The sequence below is a fragment of the Paenibacillus sp. FSL R5-192 genome (assembly GCF_000517845.1).
Classification (GTDB): domain Bacteria; phylum Bacillota; class Bacilli; order Paenibacillales; family Paenibacillaceae; genus Paenibacillus; species Paenibacillus amylolyticus.
On record NZ_ASPR01000012.1, the window covers coordinates 338,604 to 360,424 of the forward strand.

At 47.1% G+C, this 21,821-nt stretch carries 18 protein-coding genes; 10 read left to right on the forward strand and 8 right to left on the reverse strand.

Features of this window, described 5'->3' with window-relative positions; all coding sequences use genetic code 11:
- Positions 1 to 78 precede the first annotated feature (78 nt).
- Complete coding sequence (locus C161_RS07520) at positions 79 to 1,779, reverse strand: methyl-accepting chemotaxis protein (protein WP_036669134.1); 1,701 nt, start codon at positions 1,777 to 1,779, stop codon at positions 79 to 81.
- 352 nt (positions 1,780 to 2,131) lie between these two features.
- Here C161_RS07520 and C161_RS07525 point away from each other — a divergent pair, with 352 nt between their 5' ends.
- The 3 genes from C161_RS07525 (at position 2,132) to C161_RS07535 (ending at position 5,143) form a co-directional block, all read left to right on the forward strand.
- Complete coding sequence (locus tag C161_RS07525) at positions 2,132 to 3,529, forward strand: L-cystine transporter (protein ID WP_036669135.1); 1,398 nt, start codon at positions 2,132 to 2,134, stop codon at positions 3,527 to 3,529.
- Between the two features lie 374 nt (positions 3,530 to 3,903).
- Complete coding sequence (locus tag C161_RS07530; protein ID WP_036669137.1) at positions 3,904 to 4,587, forward strand: queuosine precursor transporter; 684 nt, start codon at positions 3,904 to 3,906, stop codon at positions 4,585 to 4,587.
- 202 nt (positions 4,588 to 4,789) lie between these two features.
- Positions 4,790 to 5,143 (forward strand): hypothetical protein, encoded by a 354-nt coding sequence (locus C161_RS07535; protein ID WP_036669139.1) that lies wholly within the window; start codon positions 4,790 to 4,792, stop codon positions 5,141 to 5,143.
- A gap of 290 nt (positions 5,144 to 5,433) precedes the next feature.
- On the opposite strand, the gene C161_RS07540 is transcribed toward C161_RS07535, so the two are convergent.
- On the reverse strand, positions 5,434 to 6,522 hold the full coding sequence (locus C161_RS07540) for a M24 family metallopeptidase (RefSeq protein ID WP_036669140.1): 1,089 nt from the start codon (positions 6,520 to 6,522) through the stop codon (positions 5,434 to 5,436).
- A 262-nt stretch (positions 6,523 to 6,784) separates the two neighbouring features.
- Here C161_RS07540 and C161_RS07545 point away from each other — a divergent pair, with 262 nt between their 5' ends.
- A complete protein-coding gene (locus tag C161_RS07545; RefSeq protein ID WP_036669142.1) occupies positions 6,785 to 7,996 on the forward strand; it encodes a PQQ-dependent sugar dehydrogenase in 1,212 nt (403 codons plus the stop codon).
- A 300-nt stretch (positions 7,997 to 8,296) separates the two neighbouring features.
- On the opposite strand, the gene C161_RS07550 is transcribed toward C161_RS07545, so the two are convergent.
- Together C161_RS07550 and C161_RS07555 are read right to left on the reverse strand one after the other, a co-directional pair.
- The gene (locus C161_RS07550; protein WP_051449631.1) at positions 8,297 to 9,028 is read right to left on the reverse strand and encodes an MBL fold metallo-hydrolase; all 732 of its coding nucleotides are present in this window, start codon (positions 9,026 to 9,028) and stop codon (positions 8,297 to 8,299) included.
- Positions 9,029 to 9,084: 56 nt separating this feature from the next.
- The gene (locus tag C161_RS07555) at positions 9,085 to 9,627 is read right to left on the reverse strand and encodes a hypothetical protein (RefSeq protein ID WP_036669147.1); all 543 of its coding nucleotides are present in this window, start codon (positions 9,625 to 9,627) and stop codon (positions 9,085 to 9,087) included.
- Positions 9,628 to 9,731: 104 nt separating this feature from the next.
- Between C161_RS07555 and C161_RS07560 the strand changes: the two genes are divergently transcribed.
- The gene (locus C161_RS07560) at positions 9,732 to 10,595 is read left to right on the forward strand and encodes an SDR family oxidoreductase (RefSeq protein WP_036669149.1); all 864 of its coding nucleotides are present in this window, start codon (positions 9,732 to 9,734) and stop codon (positions 10,593 to 10,595) included.
- Between the two features lie 47 nt (positions 10,596 to 10,642).
- Here C161_RS07560 and thrS read toward each other — a convergent pair whose 3' ends face one another.
- The 3 genes from thrS to C161_RS07575 all read right to left on the reverse strand — a co-directional run bounded on the left by thrS (position 10,643) and on the right by C161_RS07575 (position 15,634).
- Entirely contained in the window at positions 10,643 to 12,643 is a 2,001-nt protein-coding gene (thrS, locus tag C161_RS07565) for a threonine--tRNA ligase (RefSeq protein WP_235193758.1), read from the reverse strand.
- A gap of 472 nt (positions 12,644 to 13,115) precedes the next feature.
- Positions 13,116 to 14,876 carry a sensor histidine kinase gene (locus C161_RS07570; protein WP_036669151.1) on the reverse strand — a complete coding sequence of 587 codons (1,761 nt, stop codon included), beginning with the start codon at positions 14,874 to 14,876 and terminating at the stop codon, positions 13,116 to 13,118.
- Positions 14,873 to 15,634: a response regulator transcription factor gene (locus C161_RS07575; RefSeq protein ID WP_036669152.1), complete on the reverse strand. Its 762-nt coding sequence runs from the start codon at positions 15,632 to 15,634 to the stop codon at positions 14,873 to 14,875. Before C161_RS07575 ends, C161_RS07570 begins: the two co-directional genes overlap by 4 nt.
- A gap of 382 nt (positions 15,635 to 16,016) precedes the next feature.
- Between C161_RS07575 and C161_RS07580 the strand changes: the two genes are divergently transcribed.
- Positions 16,017 to 17,117, forward strand: coding sequence for a peptidoglycan DD-metalloendopeptidase family protein (locus tag C161_RS07580; RefSeq protein WP_051449633.1), 1,101 nt, complete (start codon positions 16,017 to 16,019; stop codon positions 17,115 to 17,117).
- Positions 17,118 to 17,454: 337 nt separating this feature from the next.
- A complete protein-coding gene (locus tag C161_RS07585; protein ID WP_036669154.1) occupies positions 17,455 to 17,958 on the forward strand; it encodes a GNAT family N-acetyltransferase in 504 nt (167 codons plus the stop codon).
- A 116-nt stretch (positions 17,959 to 18,074) separates the two neighbouring features.
- Here the strand turns inward: C161_RS07585 and C161_RS07590 are convergent, their stop codons facing one another.
- The gene (locus C161_RS07590) at positions 18,075 to 18,566 is read right to left on the reverse strand and encodes a DinB family protein (RefSeq protein WP_036669156.1); all 492 of its coding nucleotides are present in this window, start codon (positions 18,564 to 18,566) and stop codon (positions 18,075 to 18,077) included.
- A 286-nt stretch (positions 18,567 to 18,852) separates the two neighbouring features.
- Between C161_RS07590 and C161_RS07595 the strand changes: the two genes are divergently transcribed.
- The 3 genes from C161_RS07595 to C161_RS07605 all read left to right on the forward strand — a co-directional run bounded on the left by C161_RS07595 (position 18,853) and on the right by C161_RS07605 (position 21,649).
- Entirely contained in the window at positions 18,853 to 19,272 is a 420-nt protein-coding gene (locus tag C161_RS07595; RefSeq protein ID WP_036669157.1) for a hypothetical protein, read from the forward strand.
- Positions 19,269 to 20,558, forward strand: a complete 1,290-nt coding sequence (locus tag C161_RS07600) for an ammonium transporter (RefSeq protein WP_036610695.1) — start codon at positions 19,269 to 19,271, stop codon at positions 20,556 to 20,558. Before C161_RS07595 ends, C161_RS07600 begins: the two co-directional genes overlap by 4 nt.
- Before the next feature lie 149 nt (positions 20,559 to 20,707).
- Positions 20,708 to 21,649 carry a DUF1963 domain-containing protein gene (locus C161_RS07605; protein WP_036669159.1) on the forward strand — a complete coding sequence of 314 codons (942 nt, stop codon included), beginning with the start codon at positions 20,708 to 20,710 and terminating at the stop codon, positions 21,647 to 21,649.
- Positions 21,650 to 21,821: the final 172 nt, after the last annotated feature.

Consider the following 21,821-nt stretch of genomic DNA (forward strand, 5'->3'; position numbering starts at 1 on the left):
TTAGCGACATGGGGGTATTGTATATCCTATGATTAAATGAGGTTTAAAACAGGTGATGATAGGTTAATGGTTAACCTGTTAGTTTATTTTGAAATTTTTCATAGCGGATTGCAGCTCTACAGCTTGTTCATGCAGGTGACGAACTGTATTCGAATGTGAATCCATCTCGCTGAGCTGCAGATCTGCTGTTGAAGCAATCTGTAACATGCTCTCACGGGATTTGGTCGTAATCTGTGCCGTTTCTTCAACGGATGCACTCACTTCTTCAGCACCAGCAGATACTTGTTGTGTAGAAGCCGAGACTGTCTGAATGGTCAGATTCACGTTCTGAATCAATTCATTCAGTTGCTGGAAGGCTGAGCCTGCTTGTTGAACGACCGTTGTGCCTGAACCAATCTCCTGGGTTACACGGTTCATGGCATCAACCGAACGTTCAGCATCTTCACGAATGGTACCCAGATAATCCGATATTTCTTCCGTGGCTGTCTTGGATTGCTCGGCAAGTTTGCGAACTTCTCCAGCAACAACAGCGAATCCGCGGCCATGCTCTCCGGCACGTGCTGCTTCGATGGAGGCATTGAGTGACAGCATGTTAATCTGTTTGGTGATCTCAAAAATGGAAGCAACAATGGTGCCGATGGCTACCGAACGTTCATTCATAGTTTCCACATAACGCAACGATTCGCTTGCTGTCTGGCCTACACGCTCCATCTGCTCAATGGCATTCTGAGCCAGTCGGTTACCGTTAACTGCCTCGTTGGCTGCTTCACCAATCTGGTCAGACACTTCAGCGGAAGAAGAAGCAATATGCATGATACCTTGCGTAATTTCTTCCATAGCTCTGGCGTTCTCGGATGCGCTTGACGCAATGCTGATGCTGCCTTTTTCTGCATCTTCTGCAGAGCGGCTGGAGTTTCGAACCATACCGGACATCGATTCAACCCGCTGAAGCAGGTCATTGGAGCCTGATACAACTTCATTGGACGTGGACAAGGCACGGCTAATCATTTCTTTCAGGTTATGCGTCATCGTCTGGAAGCTTGCGGCAAGTTGGGCAATTTCATCTTTACCTTTGATCTCTAGTTCAGCGGTTAGATCACCCTGGGATATTTGTTTACTATGTTGGACGAGCTTGATGATTGGTTTGGTAACTCTTTTGATCATACTAGTGGAGATAAGCCAGCCGAGCACAAACACTAATGCTGTAATCCCAAGACACAACCAGAAAATCTGAGTAATCTTGTCTTGAATGAACTGGGCATCCATGCTCACAGCCATAATCATGTTACTTCCTGCAATGGGGATAAAGGCTGCTTTATGTACACCAAAGGAATCGGAGTAGACCTCACTGATTACCATTTCTTTGTTCTCAATAGCTGCATTCATTGCAGGTTCTACACTAATCTCATCCTGGGCTTTCATGTTTGAGGAAGAGTTTGCCACAACCACTTTGGCTGAGCCATCTTGAATAGCAACAACGTAAGCTGCATCCAGATTATGTTCTTTTGCTTTATCTGCCAGGTACGATTCCACGGTCATGGCAGCACCTTCAGAACCGGCTCCGCCACTCTGTACCTGCAGGATTTTGGATGCTGAAGTATTCTTGTATATATCCTGAATGGACGTGTTTAGGACTTTGTCAAACTGCGGTAGCACGTAGCTTTGAATAATATTCATCGATACGGCGTAAAAACTAATACTGAACAACAGGGAAGCAACCAGCAGAACGAGGAACAAAGTGCCTCTGATTTTACCGGCAACGGTGCGATTACGAAACATATGATCATCCTTTCACGTCAAGTTCATTAACATTGTCGCTTTTCCGTAATCCTAAGACCTATCTACCAATGAAGAAAGACCTAAATTGAACATTGAGAAAACTTGGGAATAAGCGGATATACCTATATTACAAAATTAACCGGAGGTTGAATAGAACAATTTTCACGATTTAGTGTATTTTTTTCAGAAATAGATGAATCTGTTACATGCATATTACATAATATCAATTAATACCTACCAGAATAGTTTGTTATATGTTATATTGTAAAATGTCTTTGTCGGAAGTACAAAAGATAGAAGAGAAAACTGGATATGTTCCGGTTACACACATGCCTGAGGAGGATTTAAAGAAATGGATACTTTTCTAGTCATATTGAATGTAGTGGTTATACTTGCCTTACTTGGCGTCCTCTACTGGATGCAGAAAAAGCATATCTCCTTTACGAAACGCGTATTTGCGGGTCTGGGACTGGGGGTTGTTTACGGGGTTATTCTCCAATTGGTGTACACATCAGGTTCTGATGTAGTTACGAAATCAGTCGATTGGTTCAATCTGGTCGGTTCAGGATATGTTCGTTTGTTACAAATGGTCGTGATCCCATTGATCATGGTGTCGATCATTTCTGCCATTATGAATCTGAAGGGCAAACAAAATCTCGGCAAGATGAGTGTTTCCATTATTGCCATTCTGTTGATCACCACAGCGATTGCCGCAGGTGTCAGCATTGTAACGAGCCTTGGCTTTAACCTGACTTCCATTGAGATTCAAGGAGGAGACCGGGAGAATGCGCAGATTCAGAAGGTGGAGGAACGGCTTGTTGATGTGAAGGATCAGACCATCCCGCAGCAAGTGCTGGAATTCATTCCTTCGAATCCATTTGCAGATATGACAGGAGAACGTCGTACATCCACACTGGCGGTGGTTATCTTCTCCGCGTTTATCGGTGTAGCCGTTCTTGGACTGGATCGCAAAAAACCTCAGCAGGCGGAGACGTTCCGCGGTATGGTTAATGCGGTATATGCGGTGGTTATGCGAATTGTTACACTGGTGCTGAGGCTTACGCCTTACGGGATTTTAGCACTGATTACAAAGGTAACGGCGACAACCAATGCGGAAGAGATATTAAAGCTCATCAAATTCGTCATTGCGTCCTACGTGGCCCTCATCGTGATGTTTATTATTCATCTGATCATTATCTCGCTGTCCGGCTTCAACCCGGTTACGTATTTAAAGAAGGTGCTACCAACACTGGTATTTGCCTTTACATCCCGTTCAAGTGCAGCGGCGATCCCGCTGAATGTGGAGACACAGACGAAGAAACTCGGCGTATCGGACGGCATTGCGAACCTGTCTGCAAGCTTTGGGGCTACGATTGGGCAAAACGGCTGCGCCGGGATCTATCCGGCCATGCTGGCGGTGATGATTGCTCCGACGGTCGGCATCGACCCGCTGAGCTGGGACTTCATTGTGACTCTGATCCTCGTAGTCATGATCAGTTCGTTTGGTGTGGCTGGCGTTGGCGGCGGGGCAACCTTCGCTTCCCTAATCGTATTGTCCACCATGAATCTGCCTGTGGCTCTGGTTGGACTGCTCATTTCCGTGGAGCCGCTGATCGACATGGGTCGTACAGCGCTTAACGTGAACGGGTCGATGACATCAGGACTCGTGACGAGCAGAATTTTGAAGGAAAACGATCGGGACACGTTTAACGATCAGAGCCGTGAGCTGGATTCTGCGGCTCAGGCTTAATACAAAATGGATTAGATAGAAGCTCACATTAAGATAACTAGAGCCGTCTACAAATCAAGTAAGAAAAGCCGTCCTTCGGTGGAATCCGGAGGGCGGTTTTTTTGCGGCAATCAAACTATGCTGTGCACAGTGGTGAAGGGGTCTTCTTTTTCTATACATGGTGCAAGGGGAATAGAGGTAGGAAAAACTAGTATGGTCGAGAGGGAAGCGGGAGGAATATAGAAGGGGTCGTAGTCACTCAGGCACGCTTGGAGTTATTTAGTTCTGTTCATGGGACGAGAAATGTGATAGAGTATTCATGTTTTGGCCCTGAGCCAAACCGCGGTTCGTAACCATCCCGCGTAATCAAAACTAGGAAGGCAGTGTATGTATTTATGTTTAACTTAGGGTGGGGAGCAGTTTTTGTTCTCGTAACTTATGGATTTTTCCTGTTGTGTTACCGCTTGTTCGGTAAAAAAGGTCTCTATGCCTGGATTGGTGTGGCTACGGTTATAGCCAACATTCAGGTGACCAAAACGATAGATATCATGGGAATTGTGCTGACGCTTGGTAACACGATGTATGTCAGCATGTACCTGACCAGTGACCTTCTTAATGAGAAATATGGACCAGGTGAGGCACGCAAAGCCGTATGGTTCGGGTTTTTCACGCTCATCATGACAACGGTTCTGATGCAGATGGTGTTGTTCTTTGAACCGGCACCAACGGACTTTGCACAGGAATCTATGGCGAAGCTGTTTGGACTGCTGCCACGTTTGGCACTCGGAAGTCTGACGGCATACTTCATAAGCCAGTTCCTGGATGTTCGATTGTACTCTTGGCTGCGCAAGGTGGCCCCAGGGCGCAATCAGTTGTGGATACGCACCAACGGTAGTTCGATCATCAGTTCATTTGTGGATACACTGGTGTTCTGCACGATCGCGTTTGCGTTCATCTACCCTTGGGATGTTTGGCTGGAAATCTTCCTGACTACGTATGTTATCAAATTTGTATTAACTGCGGTCGGAACGCCATTTCTGTATGCTGCACGTAGCTTTAAGTTTAAGGATGAAGCTTAGACAATATTCAAAGAGTATCACTTAAAAAAAACCTCTGCGCGGTCAATTGTAATTCGGACTCTGCAAGGGTTTTTTTCATAGAAAAGACCCGAAACAAGAAAAATCCTTTTTACATTTTTATGAAAAAGTTATAATATAAACGACCTGTCGTTATGAGCGTGTATCAATAGGAATGATCATTTCATACAAAGGGGAATCGCACATGTACTCTACACTGCGTTATACACTGGAAAGCAATGGCACAACCTACGAGAATGATAACATTAATGCTTCGTTATTGGTGGAGTTGATCTCCAATCTGGAATTGCAGGAATTCGTAGTACTTCAACCTTCGGAGCTGGTGGAGGGAAGTATGTATATGCAGGCTGCTGCGCTTGAGGAACCAGGGCAGATGGTGGCGGAGATTCGTTTGCAGGAAGGCGAGGACGGTTTCCGACATTACAGCTGCAGAACAACAGATACGACTGGGATTATTCAATGGTTTCTGGATTACTGGGGGAAGCAACAGCTGCCACAGCTGGAGTCTTGGCAGGATATTACGCATGAGTTTGACTAATGGTAAATGAGTGAGCAGGAATAAAATTACGTAGAATGCAGACGGAGTAATTTAGGATATGCTTTGTATTAATTAAAATCCCGCAACCCATGATATTCATGGATTTGCGGGATTTTTGTGTTCGCGTGTGTACTTGCTACTTTTTCTGTATACAGGCCTGAGGCGTACGCGAAAAGAGTATATTATTTTGAAGATACAGTTCAGCACAGTTTCGTGCAGTTTAGTTCATGATGCATAATATCGGCTGAGCATTGATGTATATGGGCTGTTTTGACATAGATCCAATTGGATTAGTCGCTAAGGATTTGCAGTTCTTTTGGATATGTCGTCAGAACTTCGATACCCGTCTCGGTCACAATTACATCATCTTCGATACGGACGCCGCCTGCTGCGGTATAGATGCCCGGTTCAATCGTGAATACGGTACCTTCATTCAGGATGTCCATATTCTCTCCATGGAGAGAAGGATACTCATGTACGTCGATACCCAATCCATGGCCTACTCTATGCATAAAGCGCTCGCCGTATCCCGCTTCTTCCGTGACCTGGCGTGCTGCACGATCCACTTCGGCGCAGGTGATGCCTGGTTTCACGATTTGGATAGCAGCTTCGTTCGCTGCGAGTACAGTGTTATAGATGGTTTTGAGTTCAGGTGAGATGTCACCAAAGGCGAATGTACGTGTGATATCCGAGGCATATCCTCCAGCATACACACCCATATCAAACATCAACAGGTCACCATGTTGCAGTTTCCGTTCACCGGGTGTACCGTGTGGCAGACCTGTTTTGGGTCCCGTGAGCACCATGGTATCAAAGGAAGGGCCGTCGGCACCCAGCTTTTTCATCTGATACTCCATCTCGGCGACAAGTTCGATCTCGGTTACACCTGTGCGAACATGAGAGAGTCCTTGACGCAATGTTTCTTCAATCAGATAAATGGCGTGGCGAATGCGGGCTACCTCATCCGGTGTTTTTTTCACACGTAATGTGCGAAGCAGGGGGCCAACATCTTCAAAGCTGGCAGCACCTAGCGCGGCGGTCAGCTGCTCATAACGTGCGACCGTCACGTATTCTTTCTCGAGACCAACTCGGCCCAAGCGCCCCTGATAACGATCAAACAAAGCGTATGGATTATCCGTATCCGTGTGAGTGGCAATGTTGGATACCGAAGAAGCGGCTGCGGCAGCTTCAGCATCGAGCGCAGGTACAATCAACAGGGGCTCTTCGCCGCGTGCGAGAACCAGACCTAGGAAGCGTTCATGCGGATTGCTCGCAAATCCAGTTAAATAGTAGATATGTTTTGGATCTGTGATCAGCATGGCGTCCAATCCTTGCCCGGACAGATTGGCTTCAAGACGAGATAAAGGGTTTTGATTCATAAGTGTAGTTGTCCACCTTTCCATTCATACTATCCTTCTATTATAAAAGATTATGATGGAATTCCAAACCGCAGTGATTTCATGTCCTCGAAATCCCTTGAATTCTCGGTTTAAGTGGTTGGTATGAAGGGTAATACAGGGCGAAACCGCTTTACAGATGAATAATAACACCACAACTATAGCGAACAATAAGTTAACAATACGTTGAAGCTTGGCTTATTTATTTTATACAGAAGAACGAAATACGAAGGGAGATGTAATCATGAATAATCGAGTAACCGTTCCGCTGTATGCTTCATTATTAAGTGTGGCACTGTTAACCGCGTCATGTTCTTCAGGCGAACCTTCTACGGGAGGAACAGAGCAGACGTCTCAGGGACAGGGAACAGGTCAGGGACAGACGGCCAACGGAGGCAATACCGGTGCAAGTGGAAATGAGAGTGGAGCGCAGGGAGAGACGGTTATTCCGTATCAGGCTTCCGTACTGGTTGAAGGATTGAATGCACCATGGGAGATTGTGAGTGTGCCTGATGGTCGGATGTTTGTAACGGAACGCCCTGGTGCGATTCGGGCCATTGAGGATGGAAAACTAGCCCCTGAACCACTGATTGAATTCTCAGCCCCATTTAATGAAGAAGGTGAGGGAGGTCTGTTGGGTCTTGCAGCTGATCCGGACTTCGAGGATAACGGTTATTTGTATGCATACCACTCCTACCTGGAAGGCGACGACATTGCGAATCGAGTGTTACGTCTCAAGGTGAATGATGGCAAAGCGGTCATAGATCAAGAGTTGCTTGGTAACATTCCAGGCGGAACAAATCATAACGGTGGGCGGATCAAAATTGGCCCGGACAAGTTGCTCTATATCACGACAGGTGAACGTTATGAACCGGAATTGTCACAGAACGAAGATAGCCTTGGAGGTAAAATATTGCGGATAGGTCTCGATGGATCGATCCCGGCAGACAACCCATGGCCGAATTCACCTGTATACAGTATGGGACACCGTAACGCACAGGGACTGGCATGGAATCCGGACAACGGTTACCTCTATTCTACCGAGCATGGTCAGCGGAATCATGATGAGATTAACCGGATTGTAGCTGGTGAGAATTATGGCTGGCCCGAGGTGGAGGGAGACGACGATGACAATGGCGCATATCAGGCTCCGCTTGCACATAGTGGGAACGATACATGGGCGCCGTCTGGTGTAGCTTTTGTAGAAGAAGGACCTTGGGCTGGATCAATGATTGCTGCAAATCTGCGTGGAGAGCAGCTGCTGAAGGTCACTCTTTCGGAAGATGGCACACAGGTGGAGAAGGTGGAACCCATCTTCGAAGATGAATGGGGCCGGATTCGCAATGTGAGTGCTGGTGAGGACGGGAAGTTGTATGTGCTTACGAACAATCGGGATGGACGGGGATCACCACGAGATGGAGATGACAAGCTGATTGTACTTACTCCGGAGAGTTGAGTCGGGGTTAAGGGGAAAGATACTGTGCAGATGCCAGGTGTAATATAAGATACTGCGTGCATACCGTGCGCAATAGGTGCTACCATACGGTCAACTCCAGTGCAGTAGTAGAAATGCGTGGTTAATTAATTAAAGGAGCTGTCCCCGTCAAATTCATGACTTATGGGACAGCTCCTTTATTGTAATGTATGTGTCATCCTAATCTTGAATGAGCTACAACGCACAATGCCGCACGAAGAGAAACAACGTTAACAGGATGCTTGTGTCATTCCAAAAATACTCACAAGTCCGCGTTCTTTACTATTCTGCGCTCTCCGCAAGTGTGGCAATACGCTGAGCCGGATCATTCATGTACTCTCCACCGTGATAACAGAGAACCTTATTGAGCTTAAGGTCGGTCAGTTTCTTCAGGCTTCGCAGCGCTTCAGGCATGTCCGGTGTCGCTTGTGGTGCAGGGCCAACCAGTTCATCATCAACCACACGAAGTTCATCGGCAGCGAGCAGGAACTGTTGCTCCCCGAAATACAGGCAGATATGGCCTGGCGTATGTCCCGGTGTATGAATGACCTGTGTACCACCTTGAAGGGGTAATATGTCCCCGTCTGCCAGCGTTCTGCTAATGTTCACTTCAGGCAACTGCAAGAGCAGTTGATCTGCCAGTGCCAAAACGGGCGCGGGCAGCAGAGCACGACGTTCAGGTGTGAATTTGATCAAAGGCTTCTCACCGGTTAGATATGGAATCTCATCGGCATGTGCCCAGATTTCCAGATCAGGGATGGCATCCAGCAGAGCACCCACGTTACCGATATGATCGATGTCCTGATGAGTAATAATCACACGTTTGACGTCCGAGAGCTGTACGCCCTCTTGTTCCAATGCGGATTGAAGTTCTGCAAATTGTCCGATCATGCCTGTATCCACCAAGGTAACGCCATCTACATCACGAAGCATGACGGGGAATATGGGGCTGTTCCCGGAAGGTGTGGGAATCTGAAGATTTAGCACAGTAATCGAAGTTGTTGGATGGCTCATGGTTATTCGGACCGTAGTCCGGTACACCTCCTTATATTTTTTAGCGATGATTGTTGTTATTCAGGGCGATTATATTTCAAGTGTTTTCTATATTTTTTAACGGTATGGAGCAGTGCTTCGAACGTTTCTTCTTCATTACTGCCGTCCTTAACGATGGTGACAAATGAGAAATTATCATGAACAAGTTTGTTCCTCGTCTGAAACACCAGACTAAGGGCTTCAGCGAAGTTTTCTTTTTCGGGTTCCAGAGCAATAAACTCTTTACTCAGTTCGGACTGAATAATCTCCATATTGGAGCGTGCACGGTAGGCAGGAGTTTTCATCAGCTGGGTCGAATTAAACTTTTTCTGATATACGTCTCTATACAGTTGATGTAACATTTGTTCAATAATGGCGCATAGTTCGATGACCAGTGAAGCATATCTTCGGTTTTTGCGTTTTCGGGTGAAGTCACGTGTTTCTTCTTTGTCCAAAATACCGTATTTTTCATACAGCGTAGAATCAACGTTCTGCAAGATTTCCTGATAATCCTGTTCGAGTAGTGCGATTTCAAGTTTGGCTTGTTTTTTAACTTTTTTAAAATCTTCTTTGGTCAGCATACTTGTCCTCCCATGGAAACCGAGATGTGATCCTATCATTATCTCATATTGTCCGTCGTCGCGCCTCTAATTTCGGAACCTCAGGTTCAGAAGGGAAGTACCTCATGTCCAATCAGACAGCAATTGTAACAGGAGCTAACTCAGGTATGGGGTTGGCAACCACCATTGAACTTGCAAGGCAAGGATATCGCGTAATTATGGCATGCCGCAGTGAGAAGCGCGGACAGGAGGCTCTTCAGGAAGCTGTGCGTCAGTCCGGTTCTTCTGCGATTGAATTGATACTGTGTGACCTGGGTTCACTCGAAAGTATACGCCAGTTTGCCGGCACATTCCGCGAGCGTCATGATCACCTTGACGTTCTGGTTAATAATGCGGGGGTAGTGATGGTTAAGCGGAAGGAAACCTCAGACGGGTTCGAACAAAGTATCGGTATTAACCATCTGGGACATTTCCTGCTGACCTTACTTTTGATAGAACCTCTGAAAGCTGCGAAGCAGGGACGGGTTGTGAACGTTTCGTCAGGTGCCTACAAGGCCGGCAAAATCCACTTCGAAGATCCACATCTGCACAAAGGTTATAATCCGATCAAAAGTTATGCTCAATCCAAACTGGCGAACGTGCTGTTCACTCGTGCACTGGCTAGCAAACTGTCAGGTACGTCTGTCACAGTGAACTGTCTACACCCTGGTGCGGTGGGAACGAGTATTGGCGTAGATCGCAATACCGGATTTGGCACACGCATTATGGCGTTTGCAGGTAAACTTCCATTCTTTCTGTCCCCTGAAGAAGGGGCGCGAACGGCTGTTTATCTGGCCACAAGCCCTGAAGTCGTCGGCATCACCGGTCGTTACTTCTATCAACAGAAAGAGCAGCAGCTGAAGGCACATGCCGTTGACGATGCTTCAGCTGAGCGTTTCTGGACGTGGAGCGAAGAACAGGTGGGGCTAAGAGATGACGAGAAGTTGTAATTCAGCACAAGCTGATGAGTGACCCATGAAAAGAGTCGTTACATCTTTTATACTTTTGCTTTTACAGCTTGTTGAATCATTTCAATAACAGCTTCAATACGTTGAATGCCTTGATCTCCCTGACCGTGTGCACGGACAGAGGCGGATGAGGCATTTTTCTCATTCTCACCAAGTACGAGCGAATAAGGCACTTTTTCCATCTGGGCTTCACGGATTTTGTATCCGAGCTTCTCGCTGCGAAGATCTGTTTCTACCCGAATGCCCGCAGCCCGGAGCTCGCTCTGTACTTGGAGCGCATAGTCTGCGTAATGATCTGATACAGGCAGCAGCTTCACTTGTACAGGTGCGAGCCAGAGTGGAAATGCTCCTGCATAGTGTTCAGTCAGGATGCCGATGAAACGATCGATGGAACCGTAGATGGCACGATGGATCACGACAGGACGGTGTTTCAGACTATCTTCGCCAATGTAAGTGAGGTCGAACTTCTCCGGCATTTGAAAATCAAGCTGGATTGTTCCGCACTGCCAGCTGCGCTTCAGCGCATCAAGGATATGAAAGTCAATTTTCGGTCCATAAAAGGCACCGTCCCCTTCGTTAATGCGATACTCCACGCCCCGACGATCCAGAACATTTTGCAAAGCTCTTTCAGCTTGATCCCACAGTTCTTCCGATCCCATGGAATCTTCCGGGCGAGTGGACAATTCAATCTTATATTCGAACCCAAAGATGTCGTACATACGTCCGATCAGTGAGATCGCCTGATTGATCTCGTCTTCGATCTGCTCTGGCATGACGTAGAGATGGGCATCATCCTGGCAGAATGTCCGCACACGCATCATACCGTTCAGGGCACCTGAGAATTCATGGCGGTGAACCTGACCAAATTCCATCATGCGAATGGGTAATTCGCGATAGGAATGAAGTGTGTTTTTGAAGATCAGCATGTGTCCAGGACAGTTCATCGGTTTCAGTGCAAAAGTGGCATCGTCCACTTCCGAGAAATACATGTTGTCCTTGTAATGCTCCCAATGGCCGGATTGCTCCCACAGCCGGTTGTTCATCATGAGAGGAGTCCGAACTTCCTGATAACCTTCCTGTAATTGCAGCTCACGCGAGAATTGCTCCAGTTCAGTGCGAACAGTCATGCCTTTGGGTAGATAAAAGGGCATGCCGGGCGCTTCTTCGGAGAACATGAACAGTTCAAGCTCTTTGCCAAGTTTACGGTGATCCCGTTTCTTCGCTTCTTCGAGCATGTGCAGATGTTCATCCAGTTGGGCTTTGTTCGGGAAAGCAGTGCCGTAGATGCGTTGCAACATCTTATTATCCGAGTTCCCCCGCCAGTACGCACCAGCTACATTCAACAGCTTGAACGCTTTGATCCGACCAGTGGATGGAAGATGGGGACCGCGACACAGATCGAAGAACTCTCCTTGATCATAGATCGAAAGCTCGGCGTCCTCTGGCAAATCCTGAATGAGTTCAAGCTTGTAGGGGTCCTGGATTTCTCCGAAGATACGGAGGGCTTCTTCCCGGCTAACGACCCGCCGACTGATCTTTTCATTTTCCTGAATAATTTTGTTCATTTCCCGTTCAATGGCAGCCAAATCACTGATGGACAAGGCATGATCCAGATCAACATCGTAATAGAATCCATCTTCAATGACTGGGCCGATACCCAGTTTCACTTGTTCTGCACCGTAGATGCGTTTGAGTGCCTGTGCGAGCACATGTGCTGCGCTGTGACGATAACGATACAGACCTTCCGCACTTTCTAAAGTAACGATAACAAGTTCGCAATCTTGCTGGAGCACCCAATCGAGATCGACATTTTGACCATCTACAATACCGCCGATAGCCTGTTTCCCAAGACTTGTGCTGATAGATGAGGCAACCGCACCTACAGTGATGCCTGCTTCGTAAGAACGTATCGCGCCACCTTGCAGATGGACCTCAATGGAATGACTGGATGGTTGAAGATCATTTGCTTGGTTGTTTATTTCGTTACCTGATTTGTTGCTTACTGAGTTACTGTTTTCTTGTTTGCTCATGTGAACCACTCTCCATTTCTTAAAATGAAAGCGCAAAAAACACCCGTCCCGGAAAAGGGACGAGTGCGCTTGGCTCGTGGTTCCACCCTAATTTTGGTTATGGTGCACCCTGCTCTCGGCCAGCCGCCGGAACAGAAAACATCATAACCCTCATTGGAATCCGTTATCGGGGATCAGGCGGTGAACTCTACTGGCAGCATGCCAAACATCCGAGGGAAGTTCGAAATGCTGAGGTTCGAGGTCACGGCTGCAGAGGGGTAATTCCGGTCCGTTCGCTGAAGAAGGTTTCACCAATCCCCTCTCTCTCTGGGCAGCACGCAAACGAAATCATGTCTCTGGTCATCGCCAAATATGTTAGGTCAACTCATTCAAATTATTCTGAAATGTGTTGCATTCAATATTAATATATTGGAACAGGTGTTATTGAGTGTCGATTATATAGACTGAAAATGGAAAGGTCAAGCGGAACATTTTAATTGGTTTCGGACGGCCCATCCCATATTAAGCGAATGATCGTTCCTTCACCAGGGGTGGACTGTACCTCAATACGACCATTCATGGCTTCGATCAAACCTTTGGTTACCGCCATGCCCAGCCCTGATCCAACGTCCGATGTACCTGTATCTGTACCGCGATAGTATCGTTCAAATAACTTCCATACCATCTCGGAGTCCATGCCTCTTCCATTATCGGCAAACTGAATGCTGAATTCATCTGCTTGCTTACCTGAATGCACACTGACAACCAGGATGGACTCGGGCGGATTATGAAGAAGGGCATTGGCGGTCAGATTATCCACAATTCGTTCAAACGACGGAATATGGACAAGTCCATACACAGGCACTTCAGAAGGTTGGAATAGGATGCGACCTTCTCCATATGCCGGATTCCGTTCAGCGCGCTGGACCAGATCACGGAGCAACGTATTTACGTCAGTCTCTTCCACTGCAGGTTGATATCCACCACTGCGTAATCGATAGGTCATGGCAAGGTCGTTGACAAGCCTGTCCATATACATGGACTTATCGAGCATTATGCCTGCGAATTCCCTGACTTCCTCCGCGGTCCAGCTATACTTATCCGCCTCAAGCATATGAGCATATCCCTGAATGGAGGAGAGGGGTGTCTTCAGGTCATGTGTTATGCCAGCGATCCACTCCTCCCGCAGAGAATCGGTCTGTTTCCGAAGTTCTTCATCTTGCTTCAAAGTGTGAGACAGGGCCTGCATGGAGCGAAGCACTTCAGCATACACGTTGTATTTTCGTTTCCATTTTCCGTTACGACGCTGACTGCGAGGCACTCCAGAGGCTCCGGCAGGTTCCTCGTAATGTCCTCGCTCCAGACGTTGTAACCATTGGAGCATATGCAGCATGGGTGAGCCAAATCGGTTGGCATACCAGAAGGCAAGCAAAATGAGCAGCATGATGATAGACACGATCAATACAACCAATGCCGGTTCCAGAATAAAACTGTAGGGGTTTTGAGTTCCGGTCGTCAATGGATCACCAGGTATGCTAATCAGCCAGGTGGTTTCATTCTGTTCGTCGTACCACGTTGCAACAGACATACCTGATCGACTCGGATAGCGAATTTGCAGAACCAGTTCCTGAATGGTGTATTCGCTTGGTACGCCCATGGCTGGTTTGTTATAGGAGGAGAGTTCGCTTCCTGATGCGTCCAATACTTGAAGATAAGCATTGGCGGCACGGAGGGCCTCCTGTTGGTCGGGCTGAAGATTAAGCTTCCCGTTGGTGAAAGCAAGGTCTGAACGAATGTTATTCATTAAGGACTTGGCCGGGTTACTCTCGCCATATAACAAGGTGAAGTTCTTCCCGTTTTTCTCCCGGATCAGCATGACGATCTGATAAGGAAAAGGCTTCTGGCCTTCCCAGTATGCAATCAATTCCCCCGGTTTATAGTGAGTAGGAACATCGGCGGGTGTGTGGTATTCATCAATGGCGTAACCTTGTTCATCCAAAACTTGGAGCCAGCCTTGATATTTATCCACTTGCTTTAGCAATTCGGGGTCATATCGGATCGTATCATCCGGCATGATTTCTGCTGTACTAATCAATTGGTCCAGACCATTGGCAGCAAAATCATCTACCAGATTCACTTCATTTACCTTTTGCACGACCCAGTAAGTGGCTACAGACCCAAGCAGGATGATAAGAACGACTGCACCGGCAAGCATCCCGATAAACCGGGTCATTAACCTGCGACGAATACTCATGGGCGTGACACATGTTCCGGCTGAATCAGTTTGTACCCCAGACCCCGGACGTTAACAAGAAACACCGGATTGGAAGGATCGGCTTCAATGCGCTCCCGAATGCGGTGAATATGAACCATCACAGTATTGTCATCACTAATGGCTTCCGAGCCCCAGACCCGCTCATATAGATCTGATTTGGTGAAGATTCGATTGGGATGTTTGCAGAAAAAGAGTAACAGTTGGAACACAAGTGCCGGACAAGATACGGACTCACCTTCAACACGAAGTTCACCAGCCCACTCCAGCACTTGAAACCGTCCAAAGTCGTACACGCCTTCCGATGTGCTGGGAGATGACGTATTTACGTTAGATGGGACGTGATTCGAGATCGCTGCGGTTTTAGATGGTAAATAACGCTTCAGTAATGATTTAATTCGAGCAACGACTTCCAGCGGATTAAAGGGTTTGGCGACATAATCGTCGCCACCAACGGCGAATCCGGTTAATTTGTCATAATCGGTTGTTTTGGCCGTTAGAAACAGGATAGGCGCATCGGTGACCTGCCGTAGAAAAGGACAGATTTCCAGTCCGCTTTTGCCAGGAAGCATGATGTCGAGCACGATGCAATGATACGTCTTGTTGTTGCATGCCTCCATGGCAGCTTCGCCTGTTGTAACGGTATCAATATCGAGAAACTGCTCTTTGAGCAGAACGGTTTTGAGCATATGCAGAATAGCCTGTTCATCATCCACAAGCAGTAATGAGACGTTATCCATAGTTTAAAATTGACCTCCTGATCCTTCCGTTGTGTGTATTGCTAATCATACCATCCAAGAGGGCTGTATAACGTATGAGCTATCTTAACGGAATCTTAATTATACAGCCTCAAAAGGCGTTGCAAGTTTAACTACATGTAAGATGGGGTTAGACGAAGGATAAGACTCATTCTGTACACTTAACTGGAAAGTATAACGATCAGGGCGTGTCTAAAAACTCTGAAGGAAGCAGATTTTGCCGAATTTTCGTTCCAAGCAAGGAAGTTTTCCGCAGGCGTGCCGGGGCACGTCAAGGGAAATTGACGTAGCAGGGGGCGAAAAGGCGGTAAAAGATGCACTTCAGCGAGTTTTGAGACACGTCCTAGCAGAAGGGATGTTGAGAATGAACAGAGAAGATCATCTGAAATCAGAGCAACATACACATTCGAAATTACAGAATAAAAGGGGCTGGAAGGTGCTTGTGATTACCCTTGGAGCTTGCGTGATATTGTCTGCTTGTGGCAACAGCAACTCGATTACTTCCGACGAGGCGGAGCTACAGTCAGCCGAACAGGCGTCCAATAATGAAGCGAGCGAGAACTCCAATCAGGAGCAGAACTCAAGTTCAGAGGTGAGCGCGGTGGTTACACCGGACAATTTCATAGATACGCTGATGAACGGTTCAAAGGATGCAATCTATAATCAATTCTCTCCCGAATTGAAGGGGACGTTAACGCTTGAACAGTTCAAAACGACGGCCGATCCTTTTTTGGAGGGTGTTGAATCATGGGAGCAAGTGGTAGACGCCAAAATGAATCAAATATCTGAGGTGGCCTGGAAGGATCAGACTGGGACGAAAGGAATTCGAGCCTATTTTTCCGAAGAAAATCAAATTGAAGGTCTCTCGATCCAACCGCTGCAAGCTCATGAGGACACGGATGCCAAATTCTCCAAAACGGAATTTCAATTGCCGATGAAGGGGGAATGGTACGTATTCTGGGGAGGCAATGATGCCTTGTCAAACTATCATTATGAGCACGAAACGCAGCGTTATGCACTGGATATCGTTCGGACCAAAGAACAATCCAGTTATCAAGGTGATGCAACGGCAAACGAAAACTATTATGCTTTTGGTGAACCACTCTATGCAGCTGCCGATGGTACTGTCGTCGATATCAAGAACGATATACCGGACAATGTGCCGGGTGTCATGAATCCGGAAGAACCGGCCGGTAACTATGTGGTAATCGACCATGGCAACAGTGAATACAGCATCACAGGACACATCAAGAAAGGCAGTGTTTCGGTCAAAAAAGGAGATAAGCTCAAGCAGGGAGACCCTATCGGTGAGCTTGGTAATTCGGGGAACTCCAGTGAAGCTCATCTGCATTTCCAGGTTTCGGACGGCCCGGATCTGTTCACATCTCGCTCAATTAACATTCGTTGGGCAGACCAGAGTCAGCAGTTAACTCGTGGGAACACAATTCAGGGACTTCCAGAGTAATGCTATATATAAGTTAAAGCATTGAATTTACACTGGACTACTACGCGGTCAGAACCATCTTCGGATCGCTGTTATCCCCAGATTTTATTGATTCCCTTATATAAAGGGGCAAATCCGGGGATAAAGGCGCAGTGTATGCTTCCGAAGTAGCTTTCTTGCAGAAAGCTTTTAGCTTCGCTTCTTCTGATTGGTTCTGTCCTCTCCGTTGTCGTGTAAATGTTTACTTAAACATTTACAGATTTCTCTGTCAGAATGTTAGGGATGACGAAGACTTCTCTTCTCCGTTATAATATCTTCTATAATTAGAGGTTTGATCTGGAATGATGGAGGAATAGCGATGAAACTGGAAGATGTGCAGATTGAATATGCGCGCCTGGAGGACTTGCCGAGGATTGTGGAGATTTATAATTCTACTATTGAGGGCCGTATGGCAACAGCGGATTTGGAGCCAGTGACGGTGGAGCAACGTTTGCCTTGGTTCGAGGAACATACACCGGAACATCGTCCGCTTTGGGTGATGAAGCAGGCAGGGCAGGTGGTAGCTTGGGCAAGTATCAGCTCGTTCTATGGGCGCCCTGCATATAACGGAACGGTGGAAGTCAGTGTATACGTGGATCAGCAATGTCGCGGAATTGGGGCTGGTGGACGTTTGCTCGAAACGGTATTTGCGGCGTGTCCTGCACTTGGAATTACGACCATTCTTGGATTTGTCTTCGGACATAACGAACCGAGTCTGGGGTTATTGCGCAAACATGGTTTTGAACAGTGGGGATATTATCCCGAAGTGGCCGTGCTGGATGGTGTGAATAGAGATCTGGCGATTTTGGGCAAAAAAATATAAGTGTCGTTCTTATTCGTAACATAAGAACACTGAAAACCTCCAACCTAAATTAATAGGATTGGAGGTTTTTTTGTCGTTCGACTATATTTTTCGCTATGTGAAAAAGGAGGTTGTGTTTATACGCCAAGCTGCTGTTTAATCTCTTGGATCTGTCCTAGATGACGTTCCTCATGATAACTTGTAAAGTCAATCCATTGGGTTAGATCCATCTCACCAAATACGGGATGAGGAAAGGACTTGCTACGCAGCAGGTCAGGATCATGATCCAATGCAAAGTTGTTTAAAGCTTGGTGAGATTCGTCCAGATCACTGCGTACGTCTGCAAGTGCTTCAGGTGCTGCTGGAGGCTGAAGATGGGGTGGTGCCTCGACGGAGCGGCTGCGGTCCAACGATAGTTCATATGGTTTTTTGTCCACAGACACCGTCTGTTCCTTTTCGAGGGCCAGGCGGGCTTGTTTTCCAATTACATTTTCCATCAGATTCAGATGTCGTAGTACTTGCATAATACTCCATTGTTGGGGTGAAGGTTTTCGGTTCAATTGTTCTTCTTCGAGTCCCGAGACTGCTTCCCAGATTTGGTTGCGTATATTGTCATTACGAGTAAACATTGTGGAATCCTCTCCTTATATACAGGTTCTATGATGCGGGTAGTCTGTGTATGTTCATTACCCCAAATGTGGATGCTTATTCTATAAGCATTGAGAATGGAAAGAGTGAATGCGAATCTAGGCAACATTATCCTTTGTTAGATGTAATTCGTGGCAAATAAAAAAAGCCGTTCTCCATGAACGGTTCATTTAAATCCATCCCAAGTCCAAAAAAAGATTGACGGGCAGACCCCGGCAAACTATAATCGGTACAAGTAACTTGATATGTAAGGAGTCCTGACATGATATGTTAGTAATCGACGAGGTGTATCACCATACAGCATTGCAAATATCATCGTCCGATTTATTGTACCTTATCGAACGGCTGAAGGTCAAAAAAGAAAATGAGATCGAAACGCTCAAGAAAAAGATCGAACAGTTCGAACAAAAGCGTCGAGCGGAAGAGGTTGCTTATCAATCGTTGTCGCCTGTACGCAAATGGTTTGCGGGACGCCCCGCATCCCATCATCAGGCGGTGGAATATATGGTTCAGGTGAAGGAACGTTTTCGCAAGATGGAACAGATTCGCAGACGCATACGTGATCTGGACCAGATTGCAGAACGAATTAAGCATCCGGACAGCATTGAGCGGGACGAGATTGAGCTTGCGCCCGATACAATCCGTGAGCTCAGACAGCTTAGTGAAACGGAGGATGTACAAGCATGACTTTGGAGACGTTAAGCACCGGGATTGATACGGTCTGGGTCGTATTGAGTGCAGCGATGATTTTATTGATGGAGGGTGGATTCGCCCTGCTCGAGGCTGGCTTTGTGCGTTATAAAAATAGTGTGAACATTATTATGAAGGTATTTGCTGACATTACGATTGGAACGTTGCTGTTCTATGCCATCGGTTTTGGACTGATGTATGGTTCGGACGTAGGCGGTTTTGCGGGAGTAACGGGATTTTTCCTGAATGGGGATTTGTCTCACCTGGACGTGCCGGTATCTCTGGAGACATTCTGGTTGTTCCAGGCGGCCTTTACCATTGCCGTTATTTCCATCGTTTCGGGAGCGGTGGCCGAGCGGATCAACTTCCGTGCTTATCTTTTGTATATCATATTGATGACGGCGATCATTTATCCGATTGGTGGACACTGGGCATGGGGCGGCGGCTGGCTTAGTCAGCTGGGGATGCAGGACTTTGCCGGTTCGGCTGTCATCCATGCGCTCGGCGGATTCTCAGCACTGGCTGCTGCGATTATCATTGGCCCGCGTAAAGGGAAGTACACGCCACTTGGCGTAAGTGCCATTGCACTCCCAAGCAATCTGCCACTGGCATCTGTAGGTGCATTTCTGTTATGGTTCGGTTGGTTTGGCTTTAATGCTGGTAGTACACTCAGCGCGACGGATGTAAGAATTGGTCACATTGCGATTGTCACGATGTTATCTGCGGCTTCGGGTGGTGCGGTTACGTTGCTGTATACGTTATTCCGCTTCAATCGTTCAGATGCACCCTCGGTCATTAACGGTTCGCTTGCTGGACTGGTCGGTATTACGGCAGGCTGTGCTTTTGTTGGTGATGTAGCAGCGATATTTATTGGGGCAGTGTCCGGCTTGTTGATGATGGCTGCCACTAACTGGCTGGACCGTCGACAGATTGATGATCCGGTTGGTGCTTTCCCGGTGCATGCCGCATCAGGAATGTGGGGCACGATTGCTGTAGGTCTGTTTGCCACGGATGGTGGATTATTTATGGGCGGCGGCTGGAGGTTGCTGGGTGTTCAGGCACTTGGCCTTACAGCCTTGGTCATCTGGGGATTCGCCATGACCTGGATCGGGCTGAAGTTGATTGGCAAAATTGTGCCTGTACGTTCGACAGAAGAAGAGGAAGATCTGGGTCTGGATATCAGCTATCATGGTGTGATGGCAGCCCATCAGGCCCATGAATTCCTGGACGGTGAGGAGCATATGCGTGCTTACCAGGAAAAGTCTTCTGATCCAAATCGTTAAATGGAATATAGGATGAAGAAGTAGACTGACAGGGGATGTCAGTCTCTTTTTTTGCTAGAAGCAGGGAAAGACGTCCGGGCGGAAGAATATACAGGTGTGAACCTGAATATGTCTCAGCATAGGTGTATTGTCAAAAGGGGAGGATCTATATGATTAAGCCAGAACAATGTGAACGTCTGACCAGAAAAGCCCGTAAAACACTTGAGGAATATGGTTTGGGAGTTGCTGCCGATCTGCTGTTGTCCTCAAGCCGCTGGGGAATTCGCCTCGATGTATCCACACTGGACGAATATCGCAGAACAGGAAACTCACGTGTGGGTGGACATCCGGATTTGCCAAGTCGCATGGAATGGCCCGTAACACAAGAAGGAGTTCCAATGACTTTCCTGGCCCAACTGAACCTGGTGGATTTGTCGCCGTATACGCCGAATGATGGGCGCGGGACTTTGCCTGAACGTGGAATGTTATACTTTTTCGTTGGCAAGGATGAATCTGCTTGTCCCATTGAACATCGTGTGATTTTTGAGCCAAGTTCTCATAACCTCATAAGGCGAGAGCCTGAAGGTGATACCGCGCTGGATGGAGCACCGTTTGTTGCACATTCGGTGACTGTGCTGCCTAATCTTGAGTTTCCTACATATGCATATATTGACGCCAACGCGCTGAATGAGCTCTCGCCTTCTCTGCTTGAGACCGATGAGGCCGAAGCGGAAGTGAGTCTGTATGACCGTTACCTTGAATTCGAGTCGAGTTGGAATCATCCAAGTACGCTGAATTGGGGTGGGATGTTTGGATATCCTGACGGGCAGCATCCGGATGCCGAGCATCGTGCCTTGTTACAGATCGCACTGGGAGAAGAGTACGATTATAATGAGCAGGAGTGTGAGAAGAAGCTGACCAAACATTACGGCGGTGATGAGGATCGGACATGGCAGGAACTATCCGATACGCTACTGCTGTTGAAGATAGATACACATGATGCTATTGGTTTCCAATGGTGGGATTGCGGGGAACTGCAATTTTTCATTCGCAAGTCTGACTTGGAGGCTGGACGATTCGAGCAAACGTATTGTTCGTTATACTCAAGTTGAGCAAAGATTTGAAAACAAATAGGCAACAAAATGTCCTGAATCCCGTCTATATGAAGGAGGAAGGACTTTTTTTGTTCGTAGATTGTTATATAAATTGAACTAAAGAATATTTACACTGCACACTCCGATGACAGAACAACCTTCCGATCGCTGTTATCCCCAGATTTTTTTG

What these genes read in the sequence shown, in the direction of transcription:
- C161_RS07520 (WP_036669134.1), bottom strand. Translation starts at nt 1,779, where the DNA reads ATGTTTCGTAATCGCACCGTTGCCGGTAAAATCAGAGGCACTTTGTTC.
- C161_RS07525 (WP_036669135.1), top strand. Translation starts at nt 2,132, where the DNA reads ATGGATACTTTTCTAGTCATATTGAATGTAGTGGTTATACTTGCCTTA.
- C161_RS07530 (WP_036669137.1), top strand. Translation starts at nt 3,904, where the DNA reads ATGTTTAACTTAGGGTGGGGAGCAGTTTTTGTTCTCGTAACTTATGGA.
- C161_RS07535 (WP_036669139.1), top strand. Translation starts at nt 4,790, where the DNA reads ATGTACTCTACACTGCGTTATACACTGGAAAGCAATGGCACAACCTAC.
- C161_RS07540 (WP_036669140.1), bottom strand. Translation starts at nt 6,522, where the DNA reads ATGAATCAAAACCCTTTATCTCGTCTTGAAGCCAATCTGTCCGGGCAA.
- C161_RS07545 (WP_036669142.1), top strand. Translation starts at nt 6,785, where the DNA reads ATGAATAATCGAGTAACCGTTCCGCTGTATGCTTCATTATTAAGTGTG.
- C161_RS07550 (WP_051449631.1), bottom strand. Translation starts at nt 9,028, where the DNA reads ATGAGCCATCCAACAACTTCGATTACTGTGCTAAATCTTCAGATTCCC.
- C161_RS07555 (WP_036669147.1), bottom strand. Translation starts at nt 9,627, where the DNA reads ATGCTGACCAAAGAAGATTTTAAAAAAGTTAAAAAACAAGCCAAACTT.
- C161_RS07560 (WP_036669149.1), top strand. Translation starts at nt 9,732, where the DNA reads ATGTCCAATCAGACAGCAATTGTAACAGGAGCTAACTCAGGTATGGGG.
- thrS (WP_235193758.1), bottom strand. Translation starts at nt 12,643, where the DNA reads ATGAGCAAACAAGAAAACAGTAACTCAGTAAGCAACAAATCAGGTAAC.
- C161_RS07570 (WP_036669151.1), bottom strand. Translation starts at nt 14,876, where the DNA reads ATGAGTATTCGTCGCAGGTTAATGACCCGGTTTATCGGGATGCTTGCC.
- C161_RS07575 (WP_036669152.1), bottom strand. Translation starts at nt 15,634, where the DNA reads ATGGATAACGTCTCATTACTGCTTGTGGATGATGAACAGGCTATTCTG.
- C161_RS07580 (WP_051449633.1), top strand. Translation starts at nt 16,017, where the DNA reads ATGAACAGAGAAGATCATCTGAAATCAGAGCAACATACACATTCGAAA.
- C161_RS07585 (WP_036669154.1), top strand. Translation starts at nt 17,455, where the DNA reads ATGAAACTGGAAGATGTGCAGATTGAATATGCGCGCCTGGAGGACTTG.
- C161_RS07590 (WP_036669156.1), bottom strand. Translation starts at nt 18,566, where the DNA reads ATGTTTACTCGTAATGACAATATACGCAACCAAATCTGGGAAGCAGTC.
- C161_RS07595 (WP_036669157.1), top strand. Translation starts at nt 18,853, where the DNA reads ATGTTAGTAATCGACGAGGTGTATCACCATACAGCATTGCAAATATCA.
- C161_RS07600 (WP_036610695.1), top strand. Translation starts at nt 19,269, where the DNA reads ATGACTTTGGAGACGTTAAGCACCGGGATTGATACGGTCTGGGTCGTA.
- C161_RS07605 (WP_036669159.1), top strand. Translation starts at nt 20,708, where the DNA reads ATGATTAAGCCAGAACAATGTGAACGTCTGACCAGAAAAGCCCGTAAA.